Annotated in this window: 19 protein-coding genes; 9 read left to right on the top strand and 10 right to left on the bottom strand. The window is 57.6% G+C overall.

Going from position 1 to position 21,413, the window contains the following annotated elements:
- Window positions 1-138 precede the first annotated feature (138 nt).
- On the top strand, window positions 139-1,197 hold the full coding sequence (cobT, locus tag EDF75_RS09800; protein WP_133598887.1) for a nicotinate-nucleotide--dimethylbenzimidazole phosphoribosyltransferase: 1,059 nt from the start codon (window positions 139-141) through the stop codon (window positions 1,195-1,197).
- Between the two features lie 43 nt (window positions 1,198-1,240).
- Here cobT and EDF75_RS09795 read toward each other — a convergent pair whose 3' ends face one another.
- On the bottom strand, window positions 1,241-2,350 hold the full coding sequence (locus EDF75_RS09795) for an adenosylhomocysteinase (RefSeq protein ID WP_133598885.1): 1,110 nt from the start codon (window positions 2,348-2,350) through the stop codon (window positions 1,241-1,243).
- A gap of 207 nt (window positions 2,351-2,557) precedes the next feature.
- On the opposite strand from EDF75_RS09795, the gene EDF75_RS09790 reads away from it, so the two are divergent.
- On the top strand, window positions 2,558-3,289 hold the full coding sequence (locus EDF75_RS09790; RefSeq protein WP_123709227.1) for an HPP family protein: 732 nt from the start codon (window positions 2,558-2,560) through the stop codon (window positions 3,287-3,289).
- A gap of 32 nt (window positions 3,290-3,321) precedes the next feature.
- Here the strand turns inward: EDF75_RS09790 and EDF75_RS09785 are convergent, their stop codons facing one another.
- On the bottom strand, window positions 3,322-3,711 hold the full coding sequence (locus tag EDF75_RS09785) for a tautomerase family protein (protein ID WP_133598883.1): 390 nt from the start codon (window positions 3,709-3,711) through the stop codon (window positions 3,322-3,324).
- Between the two features lie 118 nt (window positions 3,712-3,829).
- Between EDF75_RS09785 and EDF75_RS09780 the strand changes: the two genes are divergently transcribed.
- Window positions 3,830-4,753, top strand: a complete 924-nt coding sequence (locus tag EDF75_RS09780) for a LysR family transcriptional regulator (RefSeq protein WP_133598881.1) — start codon at window positions 3,830-3,832, stop codon at window positions 4,751-4,753.
- On the opposite strand, the gene EDF75_RS09775 is transcribed toward EDF75_RS09780, so the two are convergent.
- Together EDF75_RS09775 and shiA are read right to left on the bottom strand one after the other, a co-directional pair.
- Window positions 4,746-5,486 carry a lipoyl protein ligase domain-containing protein gene (locus EDF75_RS09775; RefSeq protein WP_133598879.1) on the bottom strand — a complete coding sequence of 247 codons (741 nt, stop codon included), beginning with the start codon at window positions 5,484-5,486 and terminating at the stop codon, window positions 4,746-4,748. The genes EDF75_RS09780 and EDF75_RS09775 overlap by 8 nt on opposite strands.
- A 44-nt stretch (window positions 5,487-5,530) precedes the next feature.
- Window positions 5,531-6,853 carry a shikimate transporter gene (gene shiA, locus EDF75_RS09770; RefSeq protein ID WP_133598877.1) on the bottom strand — a complete coding sequence of 441 codons (1,323 nt, stop codon included), beginning with the start codon at window positions 6,851-6,853 and terminating at the stop codon, window positions 5,531-5,533.
- A 301-nt stretch (window positions 6,854-7,154) separates the two neighbouring features.
- Between shiA and EDF75_RS09765 the strand changes: the two genes are divergently transcribed.
- From EDF75_RS09765 to EDF75_RS09745, 5 genes are all read left to right on the top strand, one after another.
- The gene (locus EDF75_RS09765; protein WP_045859463.1) at window positions 7,155-7,652 is read left to right on the top strand and encodes a putative pterin-binding protein; all 498 of its coding nucleotides are present in this window, start codon (window positions 7,155-7,157) and stop codon (window positions 7,650-7,652) included.
- A 148-nt stretch (window positions 7,653-7,800) separates the two neighbouring features.
- A complete protein-coding gene (locus tag EDF75_RS09760) occupies window positions 7,801-9,726 on the top strand; it encodes a putative bifunctional diguanylate cyclase/phosphodiesterase (protein WP_133598875.1) in 1,926 nt (641 codons plus the stop codon).
- Window positions 9,727-9,932: 206 nt separating this feature from the next.
- Window positions 9,933-10,265 (top strand): TehB family protein, encoded by a 333-nt coding sequence (locus tag EDF75_RS09755; RefSeq protein WP_041146340.1) that lies wholly within the window; start codon window positions 9,933-9,935, stop codon window positions 10,263-10,265.
- Window positions 10,266-10,275: 10 nt separating this feature from the next.
- Window positions 10,276-10,614 carry a DUF1869 domain-containing protein gene (locus EDF75_RS09750; protein WP_133598873.1) on the top strand — a complete coding sequence of 113 codons (339 nt, stop codon included), beginning with the start codon at window positions 10,276-10,278 and terminating at the stop codon, window positions 10,612-10,614.
- 275 nt (window positions 10,615-10,889) lie between these two features.
- A complete protein-coding gene (locus EDF75_RS09745; RefSeq protein WP_133598871.1) occupies window positions 10,890-11,723 on the top strand; it encodes a sugar phosphate isomerase/epimerase family protein in 834 nt (277 codons plus the stop codon).
- Window positions 11,724-11,771: 48 nt separating this feature from the next.
- On the opposite strand, the gene EDF75_RS09740 is transcribed toward EDF75_RS09745, so the two are convergent.
- On the bottom strand, window positions 11,772-12,935 hold the full coding sequence (locus EDF75_RS09740; RefSeq protein ID WP_133598869.1) for a dihydrodipicolinate synthase family protein: 1,164 nt from the start codon (window positions 12,933-12,935) through the stop codon (window positions 11,772-11,774).
- A 278-nt stretch (window positions 12,936-13,213) separates the two neighbouring features.
- On the opposite strand from EDF75_RS09740, the gene EDF75_RS09735 reads away from it, so the two are divergent.
- On the top strand, window positions 13,214-14,347 hold the full coding sequence (locus EDF75_RS09735) for an acyl-CoA dehydrogenase family protein (RefSeq protein ID WP_133598868.1): 1,134 nt from the start codon (window positions 13,214-13,216) through the stop codon (window positions 14,345-14,347).
- 247 nt (window positions 14,348-14,594) lie between these two features.
- Here EDF75_RS09735 and EDF75_RS09730 read toward each other — a convergent pair whose 3' ends face one another.
- The 5 genes from EDF75_RS09730 to EDF75_RS09710 all read right to left on the bottom strand — a co-directional run bounded on the left by EDF75_RS09730 (window position 14,595) and on the right by EDF75_RS09710 (window position 21,195).
- Window positions 14,595-16,256: an electron transfer flavoprotein-ubiquinone oxidoreductase gene (locus tag EDF75_RS09730; RefSeq protein ID WP_133598866.1), complete on the bottom strand. Its 1,662-nt coding sequence runs from the start codon at window positions 16,254-16,256 to the stop codon at window positions 14,595-14,597.
- A 24-nt stretch (window positions 16,257-16,280) separates the two neighbouring features.
- Window positions 16,281-17,210, bottom strand: a complete 930-nt coding sequence (locus EDF75_RS09725) for an electron transfer flavoprotein subunit alpha/FixB family protein (RefSeq protein WP_133598864.1) — start codon at window positions 17,208-17,210, stop codon at window positions 16,281-16,283.
- A 1-nt stretch (window position 17,211) separates the two neighbouring features.
- Window positions 17,212-17,961: an electron transfer flavoprotein subunit beta/FixA family protein gene (locus EDF75_RS09720; protein WP_133598861.1), complete on the bottom strand. Its 750-nt coding sequence runs from the start codon at window positions 17,959-17,961 to the stop codon at window positions 17,212-17,214.
- 109 nt (window positions 17,962-18,070) lie between these two features.
- Entirely contained in the window at window positions 18,071-19,657 is a 1,587-nt protein-coding gene (locus tag EDF75_RS09715; RefSeq protein WP_133598859.1) for a GMC family oxidoreductase, read from the bottom strand.
- A gap of 20 nt (window positions 19,658-19,677) precedes the next feature.
- Complete coding sequence (locus EDF75_RS09710) at window positions 19,678-21,195, bottom strand: aldehyde dehydrogenase family protein (RefSeq protein WP_133598857.1); 1,518 nt, start codon at window positions 21,193-21,195, stop codon at window positions 19,678-19,680.
- Between the last annotated feature and the right edge of the window lie 218 nt (window positions 21,196-21,413).

Genomic DNA, 21,413 nt, shown 5'->3' with positions numbered 1-21,413 from the left:
CGGGAGTTATCCCCGGCATTCCCTCTGAACGACTCCTTTCTTCCGTATGGCGAACCGCCGTATAACGCAGGCTGCTGGCCCGAACGCAGAGAATACGGGCGCAACGGTCCGCTCCCTTTAAGCGCTACGAGGAACATCATGGACACACTTTCGGCCCTCATTGCCGACATTCCGCAGCCGGATCGGGCGGCGATGGCCCAGGCGCAGCAGCATCTTGATGGTTTATTAAAACCGCCCGGCAGCCTCGGCCGCCTGGAGGCGCTGGCGGTGCAGCTTGCCGGCATGCCGGGGCTGAAAGGCCGGCTGCGGCTGGCAGAAAAAGCCATCGTGGTGATGTGCGCCGATCACGGCGTCTGGCACGAGGGTGTGGCTATCTCGCCCCAGGCAATTACCGCGATTCAGGCGAGAAACATGACCCGGCAAAACACCGGCGTTTGCGTCCTGGCGGCGCAGACGGGGGCAAAAGTTCGGGTGGTTGACGTTGGGATCGACGCTGATCCGATCCCCGGTCTTGTCGACCTGAAAGTCGCGCGAGGCAGCGGCAATATTGCGCAAACGGCGGCGATGAGCCGCGAGCAGGCGACGGCGCTGCTGCTCTCGAGCATCGCCTACACCCGCGAACTGGCGGCTCAGGGCGTGACGCTGTTCGGCGTCGGCGAACTGGGAATGGCGAACACCACGCCGGCGGCGGCGGTGCTGAGCGTGCTGACCGGACGCGATGCGCAGGAAACCGTCGGCATCGGGGCCAACCTGCCGGTATCGCAGCTGGCGCATAAGGCGGAGGTGGTGCGTCGGGCCATTGCCGTCAATCAGCCGCGGGCGGAGGATGGCCTCGAGGTGCTGGCGAAGGTTGGCGGTTTCGATCTGGTTGGCATGACCGGCGTGATGCTGGGTGCCGCCTCCTGCGGGCTGCCGGTGGTGCTGGACGGATTCCTCTCCTACGCATCGGCGCTGGCGGCCTGCCGCATTGCACCAGCCGTTCATCCCTATCTGATCCCCTCCCATCTGTCGGCGGAAAAGGGGGCGCGCATTGCGCTTGAGCATCTGCAGCTCGAGCCGTATCTGGATATGGGGATGCGTCTGGGCGAGGGGAGCGGCGCGGCGCTGGCGATGCACCTGGTGGAGGCGGCCTGTACGGTGTTTAACGAGATGGGAACCCTGGCGGAGAGCAATATCGTCCTGCCGGAGAGTCGCTAAACTGCAAAGCAGGGCGCCGTCAGGCGCCCTGCTGTCATCCGGGCTACAGCGCTTTTTGCCACACGCTCTGCGGCAGCAGATAGACCTCGGCCTCGGCCTGCATGCCGTCGGTCACGATATGGTTGATACCGCTGGTCATCACCGCCAGGGTAACGTCAAAGGCGTTCAGGCTATCGCCAAAACCGGCGGTCAGGTTGAGCATCGAACCGTTGGCCATCAGGTAAAGGGTTTTAGCGCCCATTTGATAGGCGTTGATATACGGCATCACCTCTTCATGGCTGAACTGGCGCAGGTAGCCGCAGTCAATCTCTTCCGCAACGTGGCCGACGTTAAGGATAAATACCCCGTCTTTCGCTTTATCCAGCGCGCTGCTGTTAACCACCTTTTTCGCGCCGGTTGCCGTTGCGACGACGTCAGCTGAAGCCATGGCGTCCTGCAGTTCGACGACATGCCAGCCGTCGTAAGCCGCCTGCAGGCGACGGGCGGGGTCGATTTCGGCGACCATCACCTGGCCCCCGAAGGCCTTCGCGGCGGCGGCAACGCCCTGGCCCACCAGGCCATAGCCGATCACCAGCACTTTTTTCTCATGCAGCGTGAGGTGGGTGGTCTGGAAGAAGGTGTGCCATGCTGTCAGGCCGACCATGTGGCGGTTATGCAGGCCCTCTTTAACCGGCAGATCGTCCCAGTTAAAAATCGGATAGCCCGGGCGAATATCGCCCAGCCGGCTGACGCCGGAACCGGTCGCTTCCAGCCCGGCCACGATATTGCCAAATTCACCGCGCTGGTGGAGCAGGGTGGTGATATCGGCCCCCATTTCACACAGATGCGTCGGCCCCCAGGCGATGGCCTTTTCCCACGACTGCCGCCAGTCGGCATCGCTCATATCGCGCCAGGCGCTGGCTTCTGCGCCGCGCGCCACCAGCCAGCTAACGACCTCGTCCTGTACGGTGGTTGGGTTGCAGGTTGTTAAAAAGACCTGCGCGCCCTTTTCCAGGATGCCCTGCACCAGCGGGATCATTTTCATATCCAGATGCATACAGCAGGCCAGTCGTACCTGGCTCAGGTCGGGAAGCGCGGCCACCTGGCGCAGGGTGCGCGGCATGTTCTGGCTGGCCCATGCCACTTCTTTCTCTAAATTAATATTATTATTCAACGTATTATGCCTTCAATCCGTAGAGTGGGGGAAATTCCGAACGGGGATGATTCTAGCGCAGTACGCTGAAATCACATAGCCAGGGTCAATGGCTGGCCGCCGGACAGGGCGAGGGCGAATAGGCATGATAAATGCGTGGTTGTTAAAATATGGTTAAAAAAAGAAAATAAAATATAAGTAATTTATATGACGTGAGTGAGCAGTGAAATGTTAAGCGTTTTACCTTCCGCGCTGTTTTCGCGGATCCGCATTTTTATCGGCCGCCTGAAGCCGCACGCGCTGCCGGTTGCCAGAAAGCATATTCTCCTCGGCTCCATCGGCGCAGGCACGGGGCTGGCGGTCACCAGTATGTTCAGCCACTGGCTGCTGGGCGAAGTCAACCTGTGGTTTATCGCCCCTATGGGCGCTTCGGCGGTGCTGCTGTTTGGCGTGCCCAGCAGTCCGCTGGCGCAGCCGTGGTCGATTGTCGGCGGTAACGTGCTGTCGGCGCTGATCGGCGTGACCGTGGGCGTGCTGGTGCCCAACCTTGCGCTGGCCTGCGGGCTGGCGGCCGGGCTGGCGATTGCGGGCATGTATTTCCTGCGCTGCCTGCATCCGCCGGGCGGCGCCGTGGCCCTGACGGCCATCCTCGGCGGCGCCGGCGTACACAGCGAAGGCTATCACTTCGTGCTGACGCCGGTACTGCTGAACTCCGCCATGCTGGCCCTGCTGGCGATCGTATTTAATAACCTCGTCGGGCGCCGCTATCCGCACCCGCTGGCGGCGGAAGAGGTGAAAAGCAAGGTCGTTCCGCTGGGGCTGTCGGTGACCCGCGAGGACATTCACGCCGCGCTGCTCGATGGCCAGTTCCTTGATATTGATGAAGATGACGTCCAGGAGCTGCTGGAAAATATTGAACAAAAGGCGCGCAGGCGCATGGCCGCTGCGCCGAGGGCGTAGCGCCGCCGTCGGCGAGGGCCGGCGGTGAGCGGCTAAAGCTCGCCGGTCAGATACTGCGCCACGCCGCGGCCAAAACTCCAGTCACCTTTTTGGTTGCTCATCACCGAAACCATGAGATCGTCGGGGCTCAGCCCGCAGTGTTCCTGCAGTTCGGCGAGCAGCGTCGCGTAGAACAGCTGTTTTTGTTCTTCGCTGCGTGGGCTGGTGAACACCCTCACTACCACCAGCCGGTGGCTTCGCGACAGGCCTAAACCGGTATCCTCAATCACCATATGGTGAGGCTTGTTTTCATGAACAATCTGGTAGCGATCGCGTTCCGGTACCTTGAAGGCATGCAGTACGGCGCGGTGGGCGGCATCGAGCAGCGTTTTTATTTCATCTTCACTGCGACCTTCGATCACGTCAAATGTCAGGAGCGGCATAGCAGGTCATCCTTATTGTCTTATGTACGATGAGTGGGCAAAACCGATGCTATCTAATGTGACGACGGGCAAAAACCGCTATATTTGAATTCATTGTTTTTACAGGTGAACAATCGAGATGAGCGATCCGCGCCCCGACGTTTTCTGGACCCATTTGTACTGGCTCACGGTGCTGGAAGAGCAGAAGAGCTATACCCGCGCGGCGGAAAAGCTGGCGGTCAGTAAATCGGCAGTCAGCCAGAAAATAAGCGAGCTGGAGCGGGTCACCGGCAAGACGCTGGTCCACCGGACCACCCGCAGTGTGACGCTCAGCGAAGACGGGCTCAGGCTGGTGGCTGAGCTGAACGCGCCCTTCGGCCAGCTGCGCGATATCTTTAACGGCACCCGTGATGAGGCGGGGCCGCTGCGCGGTACGCTGCGGGTGACGGCCCCGGTTGCCTTTTCGCGCCAGCAGCTGGTCCCGGCGATGACGCCGTTTCTGCATCAGCATCCGCAGCTTGAGCTGCAGCTGGAGGTCACCGACCGGCTGGTATCCCTTGCCAGCGAAGGATTTGACCTCGCGATCCGTCACTGCCGACGCGAGGCGCTGCCGGATACCCACGTCGCGTGGACGCTGTGTCAAACCACCACGCTGATTGTTGCCTCCCCGGCGTATATCCGCCGCTTTGGCGCCCCGGAGTCCCCCGATGCGCTACGCCATCACCAGTGTCTGACCTACCCGCGCGGTTCGCAAATCCCGCAGTGGACGTTTGAATCTGACGACGATCGCGCCGAGCGCGTGAGCGTCCCGGTGCGCGGCCCCTTTGCCACTAATAACAGCGAATCGCTTCGCGATGCGGTGCTGTCGGGGCTTGGGATTGCGCTATTGCCCGATTTTAGCGCCCGGGAGGCGATAGCGCGCGCAGAGGTACAGGCGCTGCTGCCCGGCTGGCGGCCGGTGGACGTGTTTGCCGGGAGTCTGTACGTCATCCGCCCCTACGCGCCGCGCGTATCGCGGGCGGTAGAGACCTTCAGCCGCTATCTGAAAAGTACCTTCAGCTAAGATTTTGCAGCTCGATCGCCAGCGCCTGGCGGAAGCGGGAAAGCAGATCTTTTTCACCGGCCAGGTGCTGGGCGAGGGTGATGGTTTTATCCGCGTGGTAAATCCGCCCGCTGCCCAGCTGTGACTCAAAATCATTGGCCGCCCGATGCGCGGCGATCGGATCGGCATCGATCAGGATCACCGCATGCGCGAGCACCACATGACCTCGGCCCTCCGCCATCGGCCGCCAGTACTGCGCGGTCCCGGCAATTTTACGCGCCTGCTCCCCCTGACCGCAGGCGAGGTTATAGCGTCCGTCGCAAAACGAGCCGCTTACCGCCTGGAAGTGGGCATCGACGCCAAAGGTCGCCAGCGCGCGCTGCAGCAGACCGCAGAGCATCAGATAGATAGGTTCAGCGGCCTCGCCCAGCGGCTGATAGACCGGCCAGGCAAGGCTGAGATTGACAATCCCCGGCCCCTGCGGCACGAGGCCGCCGCCGGAGCGGCGCAGCCAAACCGGCCAGCCGCGCGCGGCAAAACGTTCGCTAACGGCGGAGAGCTGGCTAAATTTCCGGTAGCTGCCGGGAACGACGAATCCCTGCGGGGCCTGCCATAGCTGGGCCAGCGCTTCGCCGCCGCGGGCCCGCTCGAACAGCGGCAGCTCGGCAAGCGTCGGGTCAGCGTGGTACTGCAGCGGCAGCTGTTGATGAATGAAGCGCTGCGGCCAGCAGGCCGCTCTGTTGTGCTGGTACATGGGGTCTCCTTAGGGACGACGGTCTCCCGCCGTCCCTGGCGCTATCAGGCGTGCTGAGGTTTTTTCATCAACATGGCCGTGATGGCCGAGAGCAGGCAGCCGGCGGTCAGATAGATGGCGACGCTGTGCCAGGAGCCTGCGGAGAAGGTGACCAGCGCGGCGGCGATGAAGGGGGTAAAGCCGCCTCCGACGACGCTGGCGACCTGGTAACCCACGCCGGCGCCGCTGTAGCGGTAGCTGGCGCCGAACATTTCGGTGAACATCGGCTGCTGCACGCAAACCACCATATCGTGGGCGATATTGGCCAGCATTAGCGCGAAGAACAGGATCCAGAAATAGGACTGACTTTCGAGGGCCATAAAGAACGGGAAGCCGCTCAGGGTGCCGATCAGCGCGCCGGTAATATAGATGCGTCGACGGCCAAAGCGGTCCGCCAGCCAGGCGAAGCACGGAATGGTCAGGCAGCTGATCCCGCCGACGAGCAGGCCGATGTTGAGGAACAGCTCCCGCGGCAGGCCGAGGTTTTGCGTGGAGTAGTTGAGGGCGAAGGCGGTCACGATATACATCGTCAGCAGTTCGCACAGGCGCAGCGCGATAATCAGCAAAAAGGCGCCGGGATGGCGGAATAACGCTTCGACGACCGGCAGGCGCTTTTTCGCCGCGATGGGCATGTTTTTCTGCTGCTGATGCTCAAACTCAGCCGATTCGCTCATGCCGTTGCGGATCCACAGCGCCGCCAGCACCAGCACCACGCTGAAGAGGAAGGGGAGACGCCAGCCCCAGCTCAAAAACTGTTCGTCGCTGGTATTGGCGCTGATGAGCGACACCAGGCCGGTTGCGAGCAGCAGGCCGACGCCATAGCCAATCTGGACGCCGCTGCTGTAGAAGGCTTTTTTATGCTTTGGCGCGCTTTCTACGGCCAGCAGCGCCGCGCCGCCCCATTCGCCGCCCACGGCAAAGCCCTGGATTGCGCGCAGAAGCACCAGCAGCACCGGCGCCCACCAGCCGATTTGATTGAACGAGGGCAGCAGGCCAATGCAGGCGGTGGCGATCCCCATCATCCAGACGGTCATCATCAGCATCCGCTTGCGCCCGAGGCGGTCGCCAAAATGGCCGAAAATAATGCCGCCCAGCGGGCGGAAAAGAAAACCGACGCCAAAAGTGGCAAAGGCCGCCAGCGTGCCCATTGCCGGGCCTATCTGCGGGAAAAACTCCTTGTTAAACACCAGGGCGGCGGTGATGCCGTAAAGTAAAAAGTCGTACCAGTCGACTACGGCACCGGCGAAGCTGCCCCACGCCGCTCTTCGCGCGCGATGAAGTGAGTGGGCTTCCCCGGCGGGGCGGGGGGATGTAAGCGTTGAGTCCATACCTGTCCTGTCAATCTGTGCTGTTGCTACGTTATCGTTATTGGAATGAGACGCACTCTTAACGGCGTCATCAAAGAGACTACCGCGCCGCCGGGCGAGAGAAAAGATTTTTACCCATCGTCATGCATTAACGGCAAAAAATGTGCATTCTACGGCCTGCCATCGGCGGGCGATCGGAAGGTTCTGAAATTATGGATTCTTTTTTAATTGAACAGCTCACAACCTTCCGATGACATCTTTTAAGAATTGCTGTAAATGGTTTACAATTAACAAATCTCCAATCCTGGAAAGGGTGAGTTAAATGCGTTTATTTTTCGCAGTTTTATTTTGTTTCATAGTTTTACCAAATGCATTTGCAGAAAAACTGCCCGCGCCTGAGGGCAAGCCCGTTTTAACCATTTCCGGCCTTATTGGAAATACAAATGAAGGCGATACCGCGGTGTTTGACCGCGCGGCATTAGAGAAGCTGGGCATGCAGACCGTCGAAACCACCACCCCGTGGTACTCCGGGAAAATCCGTTTTGACGGCGTTTCCCTTAGCAAGCTCATGGACTTAGTCGCGGCAAAGGGTAAGTCGGCGCGGGTTATCGCCCTCAATGACTATACGACGGTCGTGCCGATTGATGATTTCCATAAATTCCCCGTTATTTTGGCTTTAAAAATGAACGGTGAATATATGCGCGTCCGCGACAAGGGCCCGCTGTTTATTGTTTATCCTTACGACAGCAGTCCTGATTTACAAAATCAAATCTATTATTCCCGCTCGGCGTGGCAGGTTTCGAAAATTATTATCGAGTAATAGCCTGTCCCGCCAGGCGTAATTGTTGCAAAGGGTTTGGACACCGGTAGGGCTCAGGAATCAAGGCGTACGCCGGGGTTTAGGGCTCGGCCCAGGAGCAAACTGATAAATAAAACAGCCTAATGGGATAGGCTCTAAGGGTTTGATCTTGAATCGAATACTCACTGCCATTATTTTGTCGCTTTTCGTTATCACCGGATACATTACCTATCTGGTGCATGAGCGACAGAGCGAGCTGCAAAAGTTGACCCGCTACACCGATTCGTGGTCAATCGCGCAGATAGTCTCTGAGTATATGCGGCTGGAAGCGCATCTGGGCTCCTATGCCCTGGGCGTTGAAGGGGTCGATCGGGATGATGTCCGGCTGCGTCTGGAGATCATGATGGGTCAGATCAAACCGTTAGAGCAGGGGGAGCCGAGCGAGTTTATTCGTAAGGATGCGGGGCGCCGGGCGACGATTGAGAGCCTGATCGCGATTCTGTATCAGCTTGATAAGCAGCTGGATACCATCACCCCGCAGCAGGCAAAGCCGATTTTGCAGCGCATGGGCGCGCTCGATGGCCCGATGACCGGGCTGGCGTCAATGTCGCTGGCGCAGGATATTAATATTGTTAACCTGACCCACGATAAAATACAGAATCTCTATTTTATTTATTCGATCATTTCTATTCTGCTGATCACCATGTGTATTTCTTTAGGGCTGTTAATGCTGCGGCAAAATAACAACCTGCGCCGCGCTCACGTCCGCATGAAGCTGCTGGCGAACGATCTGCAGGCGTCAAAAGAGAAGCTCCAGGTGCAGAACCGGCGTTTGCAATACGACGCGTATCATGACTCCTTGACCGGGATGCCGAACCGCCTCTCCTTCTGGCAAAAGCTGCAGGAGATCGTCAATCAGGTTCGGCCCTACAACGGCTCGGCGGTGGTGATGCTGTTCGATCTGGACAATTTTAAGGACGTTAACGATACGCTGGGCCACGATTCCGGGGATAAGCTGCTGCAGGATCTTGCCAGCCGGCTCTCCTTTTTCCGCAGAACCTCTGAAACCCTGTACCGCCTCGGGGGAGATGAGTTTGCGCTGGTCTCCTGTGATTTAAGCGAAGAGCAGGCTCTGGCACGGGCGACGGTGATCCGCGAAAAGATTAGCCAGCCGTATCAGGTCTATGATTCGCTGATCAATATCGATGCCTGTATCGGGATTGTTATCTCTGACCGGGAAACCCGTACCGATTATTTATATAAATGCGCCGATCTTGCGCTTTATGAGGCGAAAAAAGAGGGTTCGGGCACCGTCCAGATCTTCCGCCCAGGAATGCTCCAGCGTCTGCAGGAAAATAAATCCTTTGAGGACGACCTGCTGCAGGCGCTCGATAACGGTGAATTCCGCGTTTACTACCAGCCGATTGCCGATACGATGAGCGGCGAGATTTATGGCTATGAGGCGCTGGTGCGCTGGTTCCATCCGGTGCGAGGCATGGTGCCGCCGACAATATTTATTCCCGTCGCCGAAAAGATTGGCATGATTAATCCGCTCGGGGAGTGGGTGCTTAAAACTGCCTGTGAGGAAGCGGCGAGCTGGTCATCGCCGCTGAAAGTGTCGGTTAACGTATCCCCCGTTCAGCTGATCAACAGCTCGTTGACCGATACCGTTATCGCGGTACTGAAGCACACGGGGCTGGATCCGCACCGCCTTGACCTGGAAATTACGGAATCAGATGTGTTTAATGAAAACACGCGCTCTTTAGAAATCCTCAGCCAGCTGCGCGAGCTGGGGATCCAGATTTCTATTGATGATTTCGGTACCGGATATTCCTCATTATCACGACTCAGTTATTTCCCGTTTGATAAGATTAAAATCGATCGCTCATTTGTGATTAATATTCCAGCACAGAAAGATGATTTGGATATTGTCCGGCTGATTATCAGTATGGGTAAAAGCTTACATATGCGCATCGTGGCGGAAGGCGTCGAAACGGATGAGCAGTTAAAATCTCTCCAGCAATTAGGCTGCGACCTGGTGCAGGGCTACCTGATTGGTAAACCGGGGCCGCTGAATACCGTCAGTAATAAATAGCTCAGGATGCATTCTTTACTGCGGGTCGGTTAATACCGATCCGCCTGACCTTATATTAAATAAAGATAATCCTTGTTGGGTATAAATAGGGGTAGGGTGAAATTTCTTAAAAAATAATACCCTCAGTGATTAAAAGGGGTATATCATATGCAATATATTTCCCCGTTCCCGACCGTGCTCAATGGTGCGGAAAGAGAGGCCGAATCATGCAGCGTATCGTTATTCCTACCCACTACGTGCATACCCGCACAACTCCGCTATGGACCAAAGAAACGGCACCGGCGTCAATCTGGCAGCGACATCTTGATGCCGGCACGCGACAGGGCGTTTACCCTCGTCTGGCGGTCATGCAGGGTGCTATACGCTATTATGGTTACACGGATGAAACCGCCCCTGAGCCTGTCGAAACGATGACGATAGAGGCCGGACAGTTCGGCGTCTTTCCGGCGGAAAAATGGCACCGTATTGAAGCGTTGACGGAAGATACCGTTTTTAACGTGGATTTCTATGTCGATCCTAAAATTCTGATAGAGGGATAAAGCTGAACTTATGAACAGTGAAAATAAAGGCTATTCATTGGCGGTTGCTAACGGCAACAATGATGAAAAACAAGCAAAAGTCTATCTGAAACCGATGGCGCTTTATGTTCCCGATATTGCGGTGCAGGCGGTAGCAGAACTTATTGGTTCACTGTCGGTGGATAATGAACAGAGCAAAGGCTTTATTCTGTCGGTGACCAATAATAATAACGGCATATCGGTAGATAAAGAATTTGCTACCCTCGTCGAATTACAGGATCCGCTCATTGCCGCCGATGCGGTGAAGGATCTGGTTAATATCGTCCGCGGCTATGAATCGGACGAAGAGACCAACGTCTGCGGCTGGTAGCCTCGGCCCCGATAAATCAGGCAGACCTCCCCGGCGTCTGCCTTTCCTCCCCGGACAGTATTCCACCTTGGGTTATCAACTCCAGAGGTTCTCTTGCCCACCAGGCTCCCTTTCTTTGTCTTTCTGCTTTGATATTTATAACTAACTAGTTGGTTATGTGATGGCGATCGTATTTACCCAACACGTTCATTTCTATAATCCTTTGTTGAGAAAATTGATGCTCAATTCAGGTGGGTTTTACGTTTTTAGGCAAAGCAAACAACGAGGTCGCCGAGATGAATCAACCCGACAGTCGTAAACTGTCTCTTAATACCGCCACGGTGCGGCAGAAATGGCAGCTTAATCAGATCATCGAAGGCTGCGCCCGGCATGAGATCCGCGGCATTGCGCCGTGGCGTGACCAGGTCCAGGCGCTGGGGCTAAAAGAGTCAGCGCGTCTTATCCGGCATTATGAGCTGGCGCTAAGCGGCTATTGCCGCGGGGGGATGTTTCCCGGCAGCACTGCGCAGGAGCGCCGCGACAAGGCGCTGGATAACCGACGGGCAGTGGACGAAGCGCTGGAGCTTGGCGCTCCGTGCCTGGTGCTGGTGGTTGGGGGGCTGCCCGCGGGGTCGAAGGATTTGTCCGCCGCCAGGCAGCAGGTGCGCGATGGTTTAAGCGAACTGCTGGAATACGCGCGCCCGCTCGGCATGCCGCTGGCGATTGAACCCCTACATCCGATGTATGCCGCCGAACGCGCCTGTGTAAACACCCTCGCCGAGGCAAACGATCTGTGCGACCAGTTAGGTGATGAAGGGCTGGGTATCGCGGTCGATTTATATCACACCTGGTGGGATCCGCAGTTTCAGCAGCAGATTGAGCGCGCGGGCGCGGGCCGGCTGCTGGCTTTTCATATTTGTGACTGGCTGGTACCGACTGCGGATATGCTGCTGGACCGGGGCATGATGGGGGACGGAGTGATTGATATCCGCAGCCGTCGTCAGGCGCTGGAGGCGTTAGGCTATACGGGTTTTCACGAAGTGGAGATCTTTTCGCAGAATAACTGGTGGCAGCGGGAGCCGGATGAGGTGCTGGCGATGTGTAAACAACGCCACCGAGAATTTGGCTAGAGGCGTGATTTACCCAGAGCCCTCGGCTCTGGGTCGTCGCCTCAGCGCTCAGAGGCCGTAAATTGTTAGCAGATTTTGCATTCGCCGGGCCGCCAGCGGCGGATTTTGCAGCAGGCCGGCCTGGTCGGCGAGACGGAAAATTTCAGCGTAATGGCTAATCTCCCGCGCTGACTGCATTCCTCCGGCCATCGCGAAATGATGCTGATGGCCGTTGAGCCAGGCCAGGAACACGATGCCTGCTTTATAATATTGCGTCGGCGCCTTGAAGATTTCCCGCGACAGGGCCACGGTAGGATCCATCAGGCGGTAGTATTCGCCGCTGTTGCCCAGCGCCAGTTCGTTAAGTGCGGCGGCGGCAACCGGGGCGATGGCATCGAAAATGCCTAACAGCGCATGTGAATAATAGCCATCTTCTCCTGCGATCAGCTCGGGATAGTTGAAATCATCGCCGGTGTACATTTTAACCTGTGGCGGCAGGCGCTTACGGAAGGCGACCTCTTTTTCCTTACTCAGTAGCGAAATCTTGATCCCTTCCACCTTATCGACGTTGTTGCCGATTATCTCAAGCACGGTATCGGCGGCGGCGTTGAAATCTGCCGATCCCCAGTATCCGCTCAGCGCGGGATCAAACATCTCTCCCAGCCAGTGAAGAATAATTTTGCCTTTGCTTTGTTCAAGCAGGCGGTTATACACGGCAAGGTAGTCCCGCGGCGATTTTGCCACCGCGGCTAAGGCCCGGCTGGCCATCAGGATAATTTTACCGTCATGCTTCTCGACCAGCTCCATCTGCTCTTCATAGGCGGCGATGACCTGCGCCAGGGTTGTCGCGTCTGCCGCCGCCAGCTGATCGGTACCGACTCCGGCGGCAAGATCGGCTCCCGGTACGGTTTTCGCCTCCTTCAGAGAACGCACGATCAGCTCTTGCGCGATATGCCAGCTTACCCCCATGCCGCGCTGAGCGGTGTCCATCGCTTCGGCAATATTAAATCCCAGTCGCCACAGATGGTGGCGGTAGGCCAGCGTCGAGTCCCAGTCAATGCGCGGATTGTTCAGCCAGTCCGCGCTCTGATGGCGGGGATCGATAACCACGTGTGCTGCGGCGTAGGCAATACGATTAAACGCGGGAGTGATGGCGCAGGAACGTTCTTCCGTCGTCACAAGGCGGTAATTCGCGATGGAGCCTTGCGGCGTGGGCAGGTCGATTTTAAGCATGTTAACTTCTCCATTAAGTATCTATTTGGTTACTTTTAAGGTGTACTTTTTGCCCAGGTAAAAGTCAAGGTATTCGCGGCCAAAGTGATAACCGGAACGGCCTCCTGTGATCGGGGGGCGGCCTTTACCTGCAATATTTGTCGATGGGTTAACAACAATTATTTAACGGTATTGACAGCAATATTTATCCAATGTAGTAACTATCTGGTTATTTAATTAATGCGTTCGGATGTCGCAAAAAACAGGCGGCATGAATAATAGCCGGCAGGAGAATGACCATGTATTTGACTGAAACCCATCAACAGATCCGCGAAATGACCCGTAAGTTTGCCGACGAAGTAATTCGGCCTCAGGCCGAAGAGCTGGACAGAGAGGAGCGCTTTGCCGCCGAGATCTATAAACAGATGGGTGAGCTGGGATTGTTTGGTATCACCGTTCCGGAAGAGTATGGCGGTGTTGGGCTGGATGCTGTCGCCTACGCTGTGGTGATGGAAGAGCTGTCGCGTGGCTATGCCTCGATTGCCGATCAGTGCGGCCTGGTGGAGCTGCTGGGGACGCTGCTGTCAAAATATGGTAACGATCCGCAACGCGCCCAATGGCTGCCTGGGCTGCTGAACGCGTCGCTGAAAGGGGCCTATTGCATCACTGAGGCCGGCGCCGGCTCTGACGTTTCGGGAATTAAAACCACCGCCACGCGCACCGAAGAGGGCTGGGTGCTGAACGGTAGCAAGCTGTGGATCCATAATGCGCCGGTCGCCGATGTGGCCTTCGTCCTGGCGCGCACTGATAAGGAAGCCGGTCACCGCGGTATGAGCATCTTTATTGTCGACTGCTCGCGCGACGGCGTTTCGCGCGGCGCTAAAGAGCACAAGATGGGCCAACGCTCGTCGCAGGTCGGCGAACTGCACTTCAGCCAGGTCAGGCTGCCGGCGGATGCGCTGCTGGGGCCGGAAAACCGCGGCTTCCATATTATGATGAGCGTGCTGAATAAAGGGCGGGTGGGGATTGGCGCGCTGGCGGTAGGCATTGCGCGTGCCGGTCTCGAAGCGGCGATTGAGTATGCGAAACAGCGCGAACAGTTTGGCAAGCCGATTGCTGATTTCCAGGGCGTGCAGTTTATGCTGGCAGATATCGCCAAAGATACCGAAGCCGCTCGCCTGCTGGTGCATAGCGCGGCGTATAAAATTGATACCGACGCCCCGGATACCTCGATTGCCTGTTCAATGGCGAAATGTTTCGCGGGCGACGCTGCGGTACAGCACAGCGGCAACGCGGTACAGATTTTTGGCGGCGGCGGCTATATTCGCGGCGTGGAGGTGGAACGTCTGTACCGTGATGCCAAGATAACCCAAATCTATGAAGGAACTAACCAGATCCAGCGCATGATTATCGGCCGCAATTTGCTGGCGTAACGCCCGTCGCCCGCCGACAAGGTACCTTAACCGGGATAAGGCTGATCACCTCAGGTGACCAGCCTGTTTTTATGGTTTCGTGGGCTGGCATGATGCAGGTAAATAGTGAATCCGACGTTTTTCTCATACCCGCTGTGGGTGAAGGGCACGGAGAAGCGTTTCGCCCGCCCCATGACCCCGGCATATGCGATGGGGGAGGCCGAGCGGAGGCAAAGAAAACCCCGGCGCTGCCGGGGTGGGGAACAGATCACATATTCGGGTAGTTGGGGCCGCTGCCTCCTTCGGGGACCGTCCAGACGATATTCTGCAACGGATCTTTGATATCGCAGGTTTTACAGTGCACGCAGTTCTGCGCGTTAATCTGTAATCTGGGCTTTCCTTCCGGGGCGATAATTTCATACACCCCCGCCGGGCAATAACGCTGCGCTGGCTCAGCAAAGCGAGGCAGCGTTTCCCGCAGCGAAAGTTCGGCGTCTTTTAGCTGAAGGTGACAGGGCTGATCTTCATCGTGGGAGGTATTCGCCAGGTATACGGAAGAGGGTTTATCAAAGCTCAGCTGGTTATCCGGCTTCGGGTAGCTGATGGGCGCGCTGCGTTCGGCCGTATCCAGCTGGAGATGATCCGCCCTGCGGTCGTGCAGCGTGAACGGCAGCTTTCCTTTAAACCAGTTCTGATCGATATAGTTAAGTGCCCCGCCTGCCAGCGTACCAAAACGGTGCAGCAGCGGACCGAAGTTACGCGACTGCCGCAGCTCTTCCCCCAGCCATGACTCGCTAAACGCCCGGGCAAAATCATCGAGGTCCCGTTTCTCATCGGGGGTTTGTACCAGCGCCTGATAGACCGATTCGGCGGCCAGCATGCCGCTTTTCATCGCCGTGTGGCTGCCCTTAATCTTGGCGAAGTTGAGCGTTCCCGCATCGCAGCCAATCAGCAGCCCGCCGGGAAAGTGCATTTTGGGTAGCGCATTGATACCCCCTTTGGTGATGGCGCGCGCGCCGTAGCAGAGACGCTTTCCGCCGCTGAGGGTTTCGCTAAAGGCCGGGTGATGCTTCATGCGCTGAAACTCATCGAACGGACTTAAATAAGGGTTGCGGTAGTTAAGATCGACAATCAGCCCGACGACAACCTGATTATTCCCAGTATGGTACAGAAAGCTTCCCCCCGACGCGCCTTCGCTCAGCGGCCAGCCGGAGGCGTGGATGACCTCTCCGGGCCGGCTTTTTTGCGGGGCGATCTCCCACAGCTCTTTTATCCCCAACGCGTAGTGTTGCGCATCGCGGCCGGCATCAAGCTGATAGCGGGCGATCAGCTGTTTGCCGAGATGGCCGCGGCAGCCTTCGGCAAAAAGGGTATATTTCGCCAGCAGGTTCATGCCTGGCGTAAAGCCCGGCTTCTCTTGCCCTTCGGCATTGACGCCCATATCGCCGGTGGTGATACCGGCGACGGCGCCCGCATCGTCGTACAGGATGCTGGCGGCGGCAAAACCGGGGAAAATATCCACCCCCAGCGACTCTGCCTGGCGGGCCAGCCAGCGGCAAAAATCCCCCAGGCTAATGACGTAATTACCGGCGTTATGCATCGGGGCAGGGATAAAGGCCGCCGGGATCTTCCACGCTTTTTCGCCATCGCGCAGCAGCAAGAGCTCATCTTGCGTTACCGGAGTCGCGAGCGGCGCGCCGAGCGACTGCCAGTCGGGAAAAAGCTCCTTGAGCGCCCGGGGTTCGAAAAGCGCCCCGGAAAGAATATGTGCCCCAATCTCGGCGCCTTTTTCAATGACGCAAACGCTCAGCGGGCGCTGCTCCTGCTGCGCCATCTGCATCAGCCGGCAGGCTGCCGACAGCCCGGCAGGACCGCCACCGACGATGAGGACGTCAAATTCCATCGTTTCACGTTCCACCATAACCTCCATCTTTCGTTGCCTGCCCCTTGCTCATCAGAGTTTCGCCACCAGCTGCGGCACAATCTCGAACAGATCGCCCACCAGGCTGTAGTCGGCGATTTTGAAAATGGGCGCCTCTTCGTCGCTGTTGATGGCCACGATGACCTTGGCATTACTTATTCCCGCCAGGTGCTGAATCGCGCCGGAAATGCCCACCGCGATGTAGAGATCCGGCGCGACAATTTTGCCTGTCTGACCGACCTGCAGATCGTTGGCGACCATCCCGGCGTCGACCGCCGCGCGCGATGCGCCGACGGCGCCGTGCAGTTTGTCGGCAAGCTGCGCGATCAGCGCAAAGTTTTCGCGGCTGCCCAGCGCGCGACCGCCGGAGACCACCACGCGGGCGGTGGAAAGCTGAGGGCGGTCCGATTGCGCCAGCTCTTCATGAATGAAGCGAGAAACCGGTGGATTATCGACGCGGCTGATGTGCTCAATCGACGCGGAGGATTCGCTTTTTTGCGCCGCCGGGAAGCTCGAGACGCGCAGGGTCAGCACCGTCAGCGGGTCGAGACTCTCGACGGTGGCGATGGCGCTGCCTGCATAGATGGGGCGTTTGAACACGCTGGCGCTGACCACCGCAATCACGTCGGAGATTTGCGCGACGTCGGCGAGGGCCGCCACGCGCGGCAGGATGTTTTTCCCGTTTGAGGTGGCGGCGGCAAGGATGTGGCTGTAACCCTCGCGCAGGGAGAAGATCAGCGCGGCGACGTTTTCGGCCAGCTGGTTTTTAAAGACGCTATCGTCGGCGAGCAGCACCTTCGTCACGCCTTCAATGCGCGCCGCCTGTTCCGCGACCGTACGGCATTTTTCGCCCGCCACCAGCAGCGTAATCTCGCCGCCCAGCTCCCGGGCGGCGCTCACCGCGTTATAGGTTACCGCGTTGAGCTGGTTATTATCATGTTCAACAAGGAGTAAAGTCGCCATATCAAATCACCTTCGCTTCGTTTTTGAGCTTGTTCAGCAGTTCATCGACGCTTTCGACACGCACGCCGGCCTCGCGTGCTGGCGGGGCCTCGACCCGTAACAGCGCCGTATGCGGGCGTAATTCAAGGCCGAACTCCTCTACCGGCAGGATAGTGAGCGGCTTCTTTTTGGCCTTCATCATGTTGGGCAGGGAGGTATAGCGCGGCTGGTTAAGACGCAGGTCGGTGGTGATAATCGCCGGCAGCGTCAGCGAAACAATCTGCAGGCCGCCGTCAATTTCACGGGTGACGATGGCCTGACCATCCTCAATGCGTAGTTCAGCGGCAAAGGTTCCCTGCGGGTAACCGCACAGCGCGGCGAGCATTTGCCCGGTCTGATTGTTGTCGCCGTCAATGGATTGTTTCCCCATCAGGATCAGCGACGGCTGTTCCTGCGCGACGACTTTCGCCAGTAGTTTTGCCAGATTGAGCGGTTCGAGGGACTGGCCGGCGGTGATGAGCAGCCCGCGATCGGCCCCCATTGCCAGGGCGCTGCGCAGCTGCTCCTGGGCCGCGTCATCACCGATGGTTACCACCACAATTTCGCTGGCGATGCCGAGCTCTTTCAGGCGAATGGCTTCTTCAACCGCAATTTCGCAGAACGGGTTGAGCGCCATTTTCGCGTTGGTCAGATCAACCTGGCTGCCATCGCTTTTGACGCGGATTTTAACGTTATGATCGACAACGCGTTTAACGGGGACGAGAACTTTCATCGTGACCTCTCGGAATGTTTTATGCTTCTCTCGATTTAAGTAAATAACTATTTAGTTATTTATTCAACCGATTTTTGCCCATGATGCGAACATGGGCGGCAATTTGCGATCAGTGTGATGCGATAATCAGATCGCTGGCTTTCTCGGCAATCATGATGGTGGGGGCATTGGTGTTAGAGCTGACCAGGCTTGGCATCACCGACGAGTCCACCACGCGCAGCCCTTCAATGCCGCGAACGCGCAGCTGAGTATCGACGACCGACAGCTCATCGACGCCCATTTTGCAGGTGCCGACCGGGTGATAGCAGGTGCGCGCAAACCGGCGAATGTACTCTTCCAGATCTTTATCACTTTGCGCTTCGTGTCCCGGCATATGCTCGCGGCGAATATACGGCGAGAAGGCGCTTTGCTGCATGATATCGCGCATCAGCTTGCAGCCTTCGATCGTCATTTTCATATCGTAAGGATCGCTGAGATAGTTCGGATCGATAAGCGGGGCGTCGCTGGCGTTCGCCGTGCGTAAAGCGACCCGGCCGCGGCTGCGCGGACGCAGGAAATAGCTGTTAATCGTCACGCCGGAGCCGGACGGCACCGGTTCGATACCGGCTTCCACGCCGGCTCCGGCCAGGAAGTGAATTTGGGTATCCGGGTTCACCGACTGCTTATCGGCGTACCAGAATGCTCCGCCTTCGACGATATTCGAACATACCGGACCTTTGCGAAACAGCAGATACTCCAGCCCGGCCCACATCATCCAGTGCGTCTTTTTGTACTTGTCATAGCTCAGGGCGTTGCCGAGCTCAAATATCAGATCGATGCCCACGTGGTCCTGCAGATTCTCACCCACGCCCGGAAGATCGGCCGCGACCGTAATCCCTTTTCTAGCGAGTTCATCCGCAGCACCAATCCCCGAAAGCTGCAGCAGTTTAGGGGAGCCGATCGCCCCGGCGCTGACGATAACTTCGCAGCTGGCATGCAGCCGCTGCTGCTTGCCATCCTGGTAAATCTCCACGCCGACGGCGCGCTGGTTATCGATAATCAGCCGAGAAATATGGCAGCCGGTTTTAATGGTGAGATTACTGCGTCGGCTTGCGTCCTTCAGATATCCCACCGCCGCGGAGCAGCGGCGGGCATGGCGGGTGGTGGTCTGATAGAGACCGCAGCCGGCCTGGGTGGCACCGTTGAAATCAGGGTTGTAGGGCAAACCCGCCTGCTGGCAGGCTTTACTGAAGGTTTTACTCATCAGGTTAGCGCTGACCGGGCTGGAGACGCCGAGCGGACCGCCGACGCCGTGCCAGGCGTTTGAAAAGGTATCGTTATCCTCGGATTTAATAAAATAGCGCTGGATATCGGCAAATGACCAGCCGTCGCAGCCCTCATCCGCCGCCCAGCGGTCGTAATCCGCCGGGGTGCCGCGGGTGAACACCTCCGCGTTGATAGAGCTACCGCCGCCCAGCACACGCCCCTGGGCAAACAGCAGCTCACGATTGCCCAGCTGGGGCTGGGGCACCGTTTTATAGCCCCAGGTCAGCGGCCCGGAAGTGAGTTTGCTAAAACCGACCGGTAAATGGATGTAGGGGTTGCTGTCCTTTGGGCCAGCCTCAACCAGCAGCACTTTACAGTGGCTATTTTCACTTAAGCGCGAGGCAAGGACGCTACCCGCCGAACCGCCGCCAATAATAATGTAGTCGTACATGTCCGATCCTCTGCCAAAAATCACTCAGCGAGCCATTTGGCGCGCTTGCCCAACTGAATATGCACGGATTTAATTTCGGTATATTCATCCAGTCCATAGCTGCCGCTTTCGCGTCCGATGCCGGATTGCTTAAATCCGCCTGAAGGCAGTTCAGGACCCCCGGCAATAGTGGTATTCACCCACAGCCTGCCCGCTTTAAGATCGCGGAATCCCTGTACCGCATGATCCAGGTTCGAGGTCCAGATGCTGGCAGCCAGTCCGTAGCAGGTATCATTGGCAATTCTGATTGCTTCTTCATAGCTGTCGAACGGGGTGACGCAGAGTACCGGGCCGAAGATCTCTTCGCGGAAAATCGCCATCTCCGGCGTCACATCATCGAAAATAGTGGGTTCGATAAACAGCCCGCAGCCGGCGTTAACCGCACCGCCGCCGGTGAGCAGCGTTGCGCCCTCATTTTTGCCCTGTTCAATATAGCCGAGCACGGTCTGGAAATGCTTCTCGGTGATAATTGCGCCAATCTGGGTACTTTCATCCAGCGGATCGCCGCTGCGCACTCTTCGCGCGCGCTCAACCAGCTTCTGGCAGAAATCCTTATGGATTGAACGCTCAACCAGCAGGCGGCTGCCGCTGACGCAGCACTGGCCGGTATTAAACAGGAAACCAAACAGCGTACCGTCCAGCGCGGCGTCGATATCGGCATCGGCAAATACCACCTGCGGGTTCTTGCCGCCCAGCTCCAGCCCAAGACGCTTAATGTTTTTTGCCGAAGCGTGCAGCGCCATCTGGCCGACGGCGGTAGAGCCGGTGAAGGAAACCATATCAACGTCGGCATGTTCGGTAATATGCTGACCGACTACCGAGCCGCTGCCGGTGACGACGTTAAATACGCCGTCGGGCAGGCCTGCTTCTTGAAGAATGCCGGCCAGCAGCAGGGTCGTGCCGGAGGTGATCTCAGCGGCTTTCGCCACCAGCGTACAGCCCGCCGCCAGAATATAGGGGTAGCGTTCCGCGCCGATAAAGAAAGGAAAGTTCCACGGGGTGATGACGCCGACGACGCCGATGGGTTCGCGGGTCACCAGACCGAGCATGCTGTCGCCGAGGTTATTAAAGCTGTCGCCCTTGACGCTGCGCGCCAGACCTGCGGCATATTCCCAGATATCCGCCGCCCCCTGGATTTCTCCCCGGGACTGGGCGATCGGTTTACCGGTTTCAAGCGTTTCCAGCAGCGCCAGCTCGTCCAGCTTCTCGCGGATCAGCTGCGCGGTTTTCAGCAGTACTGCCGCCCGTGCCGCGCCGCTAATACGCGACCACTTCCCGCAGTCAAAGGCTTCTCTGGCCGCCTTTACCGCATCATCAACGTCTTCAGCGGTGCCGGCAGGATAGCTGCTGACGACAATATCGTGAGCCGGGCTTTTACGCACAAAGTTTTCGCTGCCGTGGCCTGCGGTCCATTTGCCATTGATGAACATCTGAAACTCGCGTGCTTTTTCGGGCAGCAAAGCGTGGTTAACGTCTACAGGGCGAAATGTATTACTCATAATTCTCTTCCCATCGTTCATAGCATGTCTTACCGCACGGTAAGAGCCGGAGTGTGATCGTTGTCATCCTGCCCTCAACGTGATGAGTGCTGACAGAATGAATTGGGTTTGTTTGCGTTTAACTTGATGTTTTAAAAGATTTATGTATTATATATATAACTATATGGTTACATATGTTAGCACGCTGTTTTTCGATTGGATAAGGAAACGCCAGCCCT

Origin of the sequence: Klebsiella sp. BIGb0149 (genome assembly GCF_004362605.1) — a bacterium.
Classification (GTDB): Bacteria; Pseudomonadota; Gammaproteobacteria; order Enterobacterales; family Enterobacteriaceae; genus Klebsiella; species Klebsiella terrigena.
Note: the sequence above shows the minus strand (reverse complement) of the source record. Positions and strands in the feature narration are given on the sequence as shown.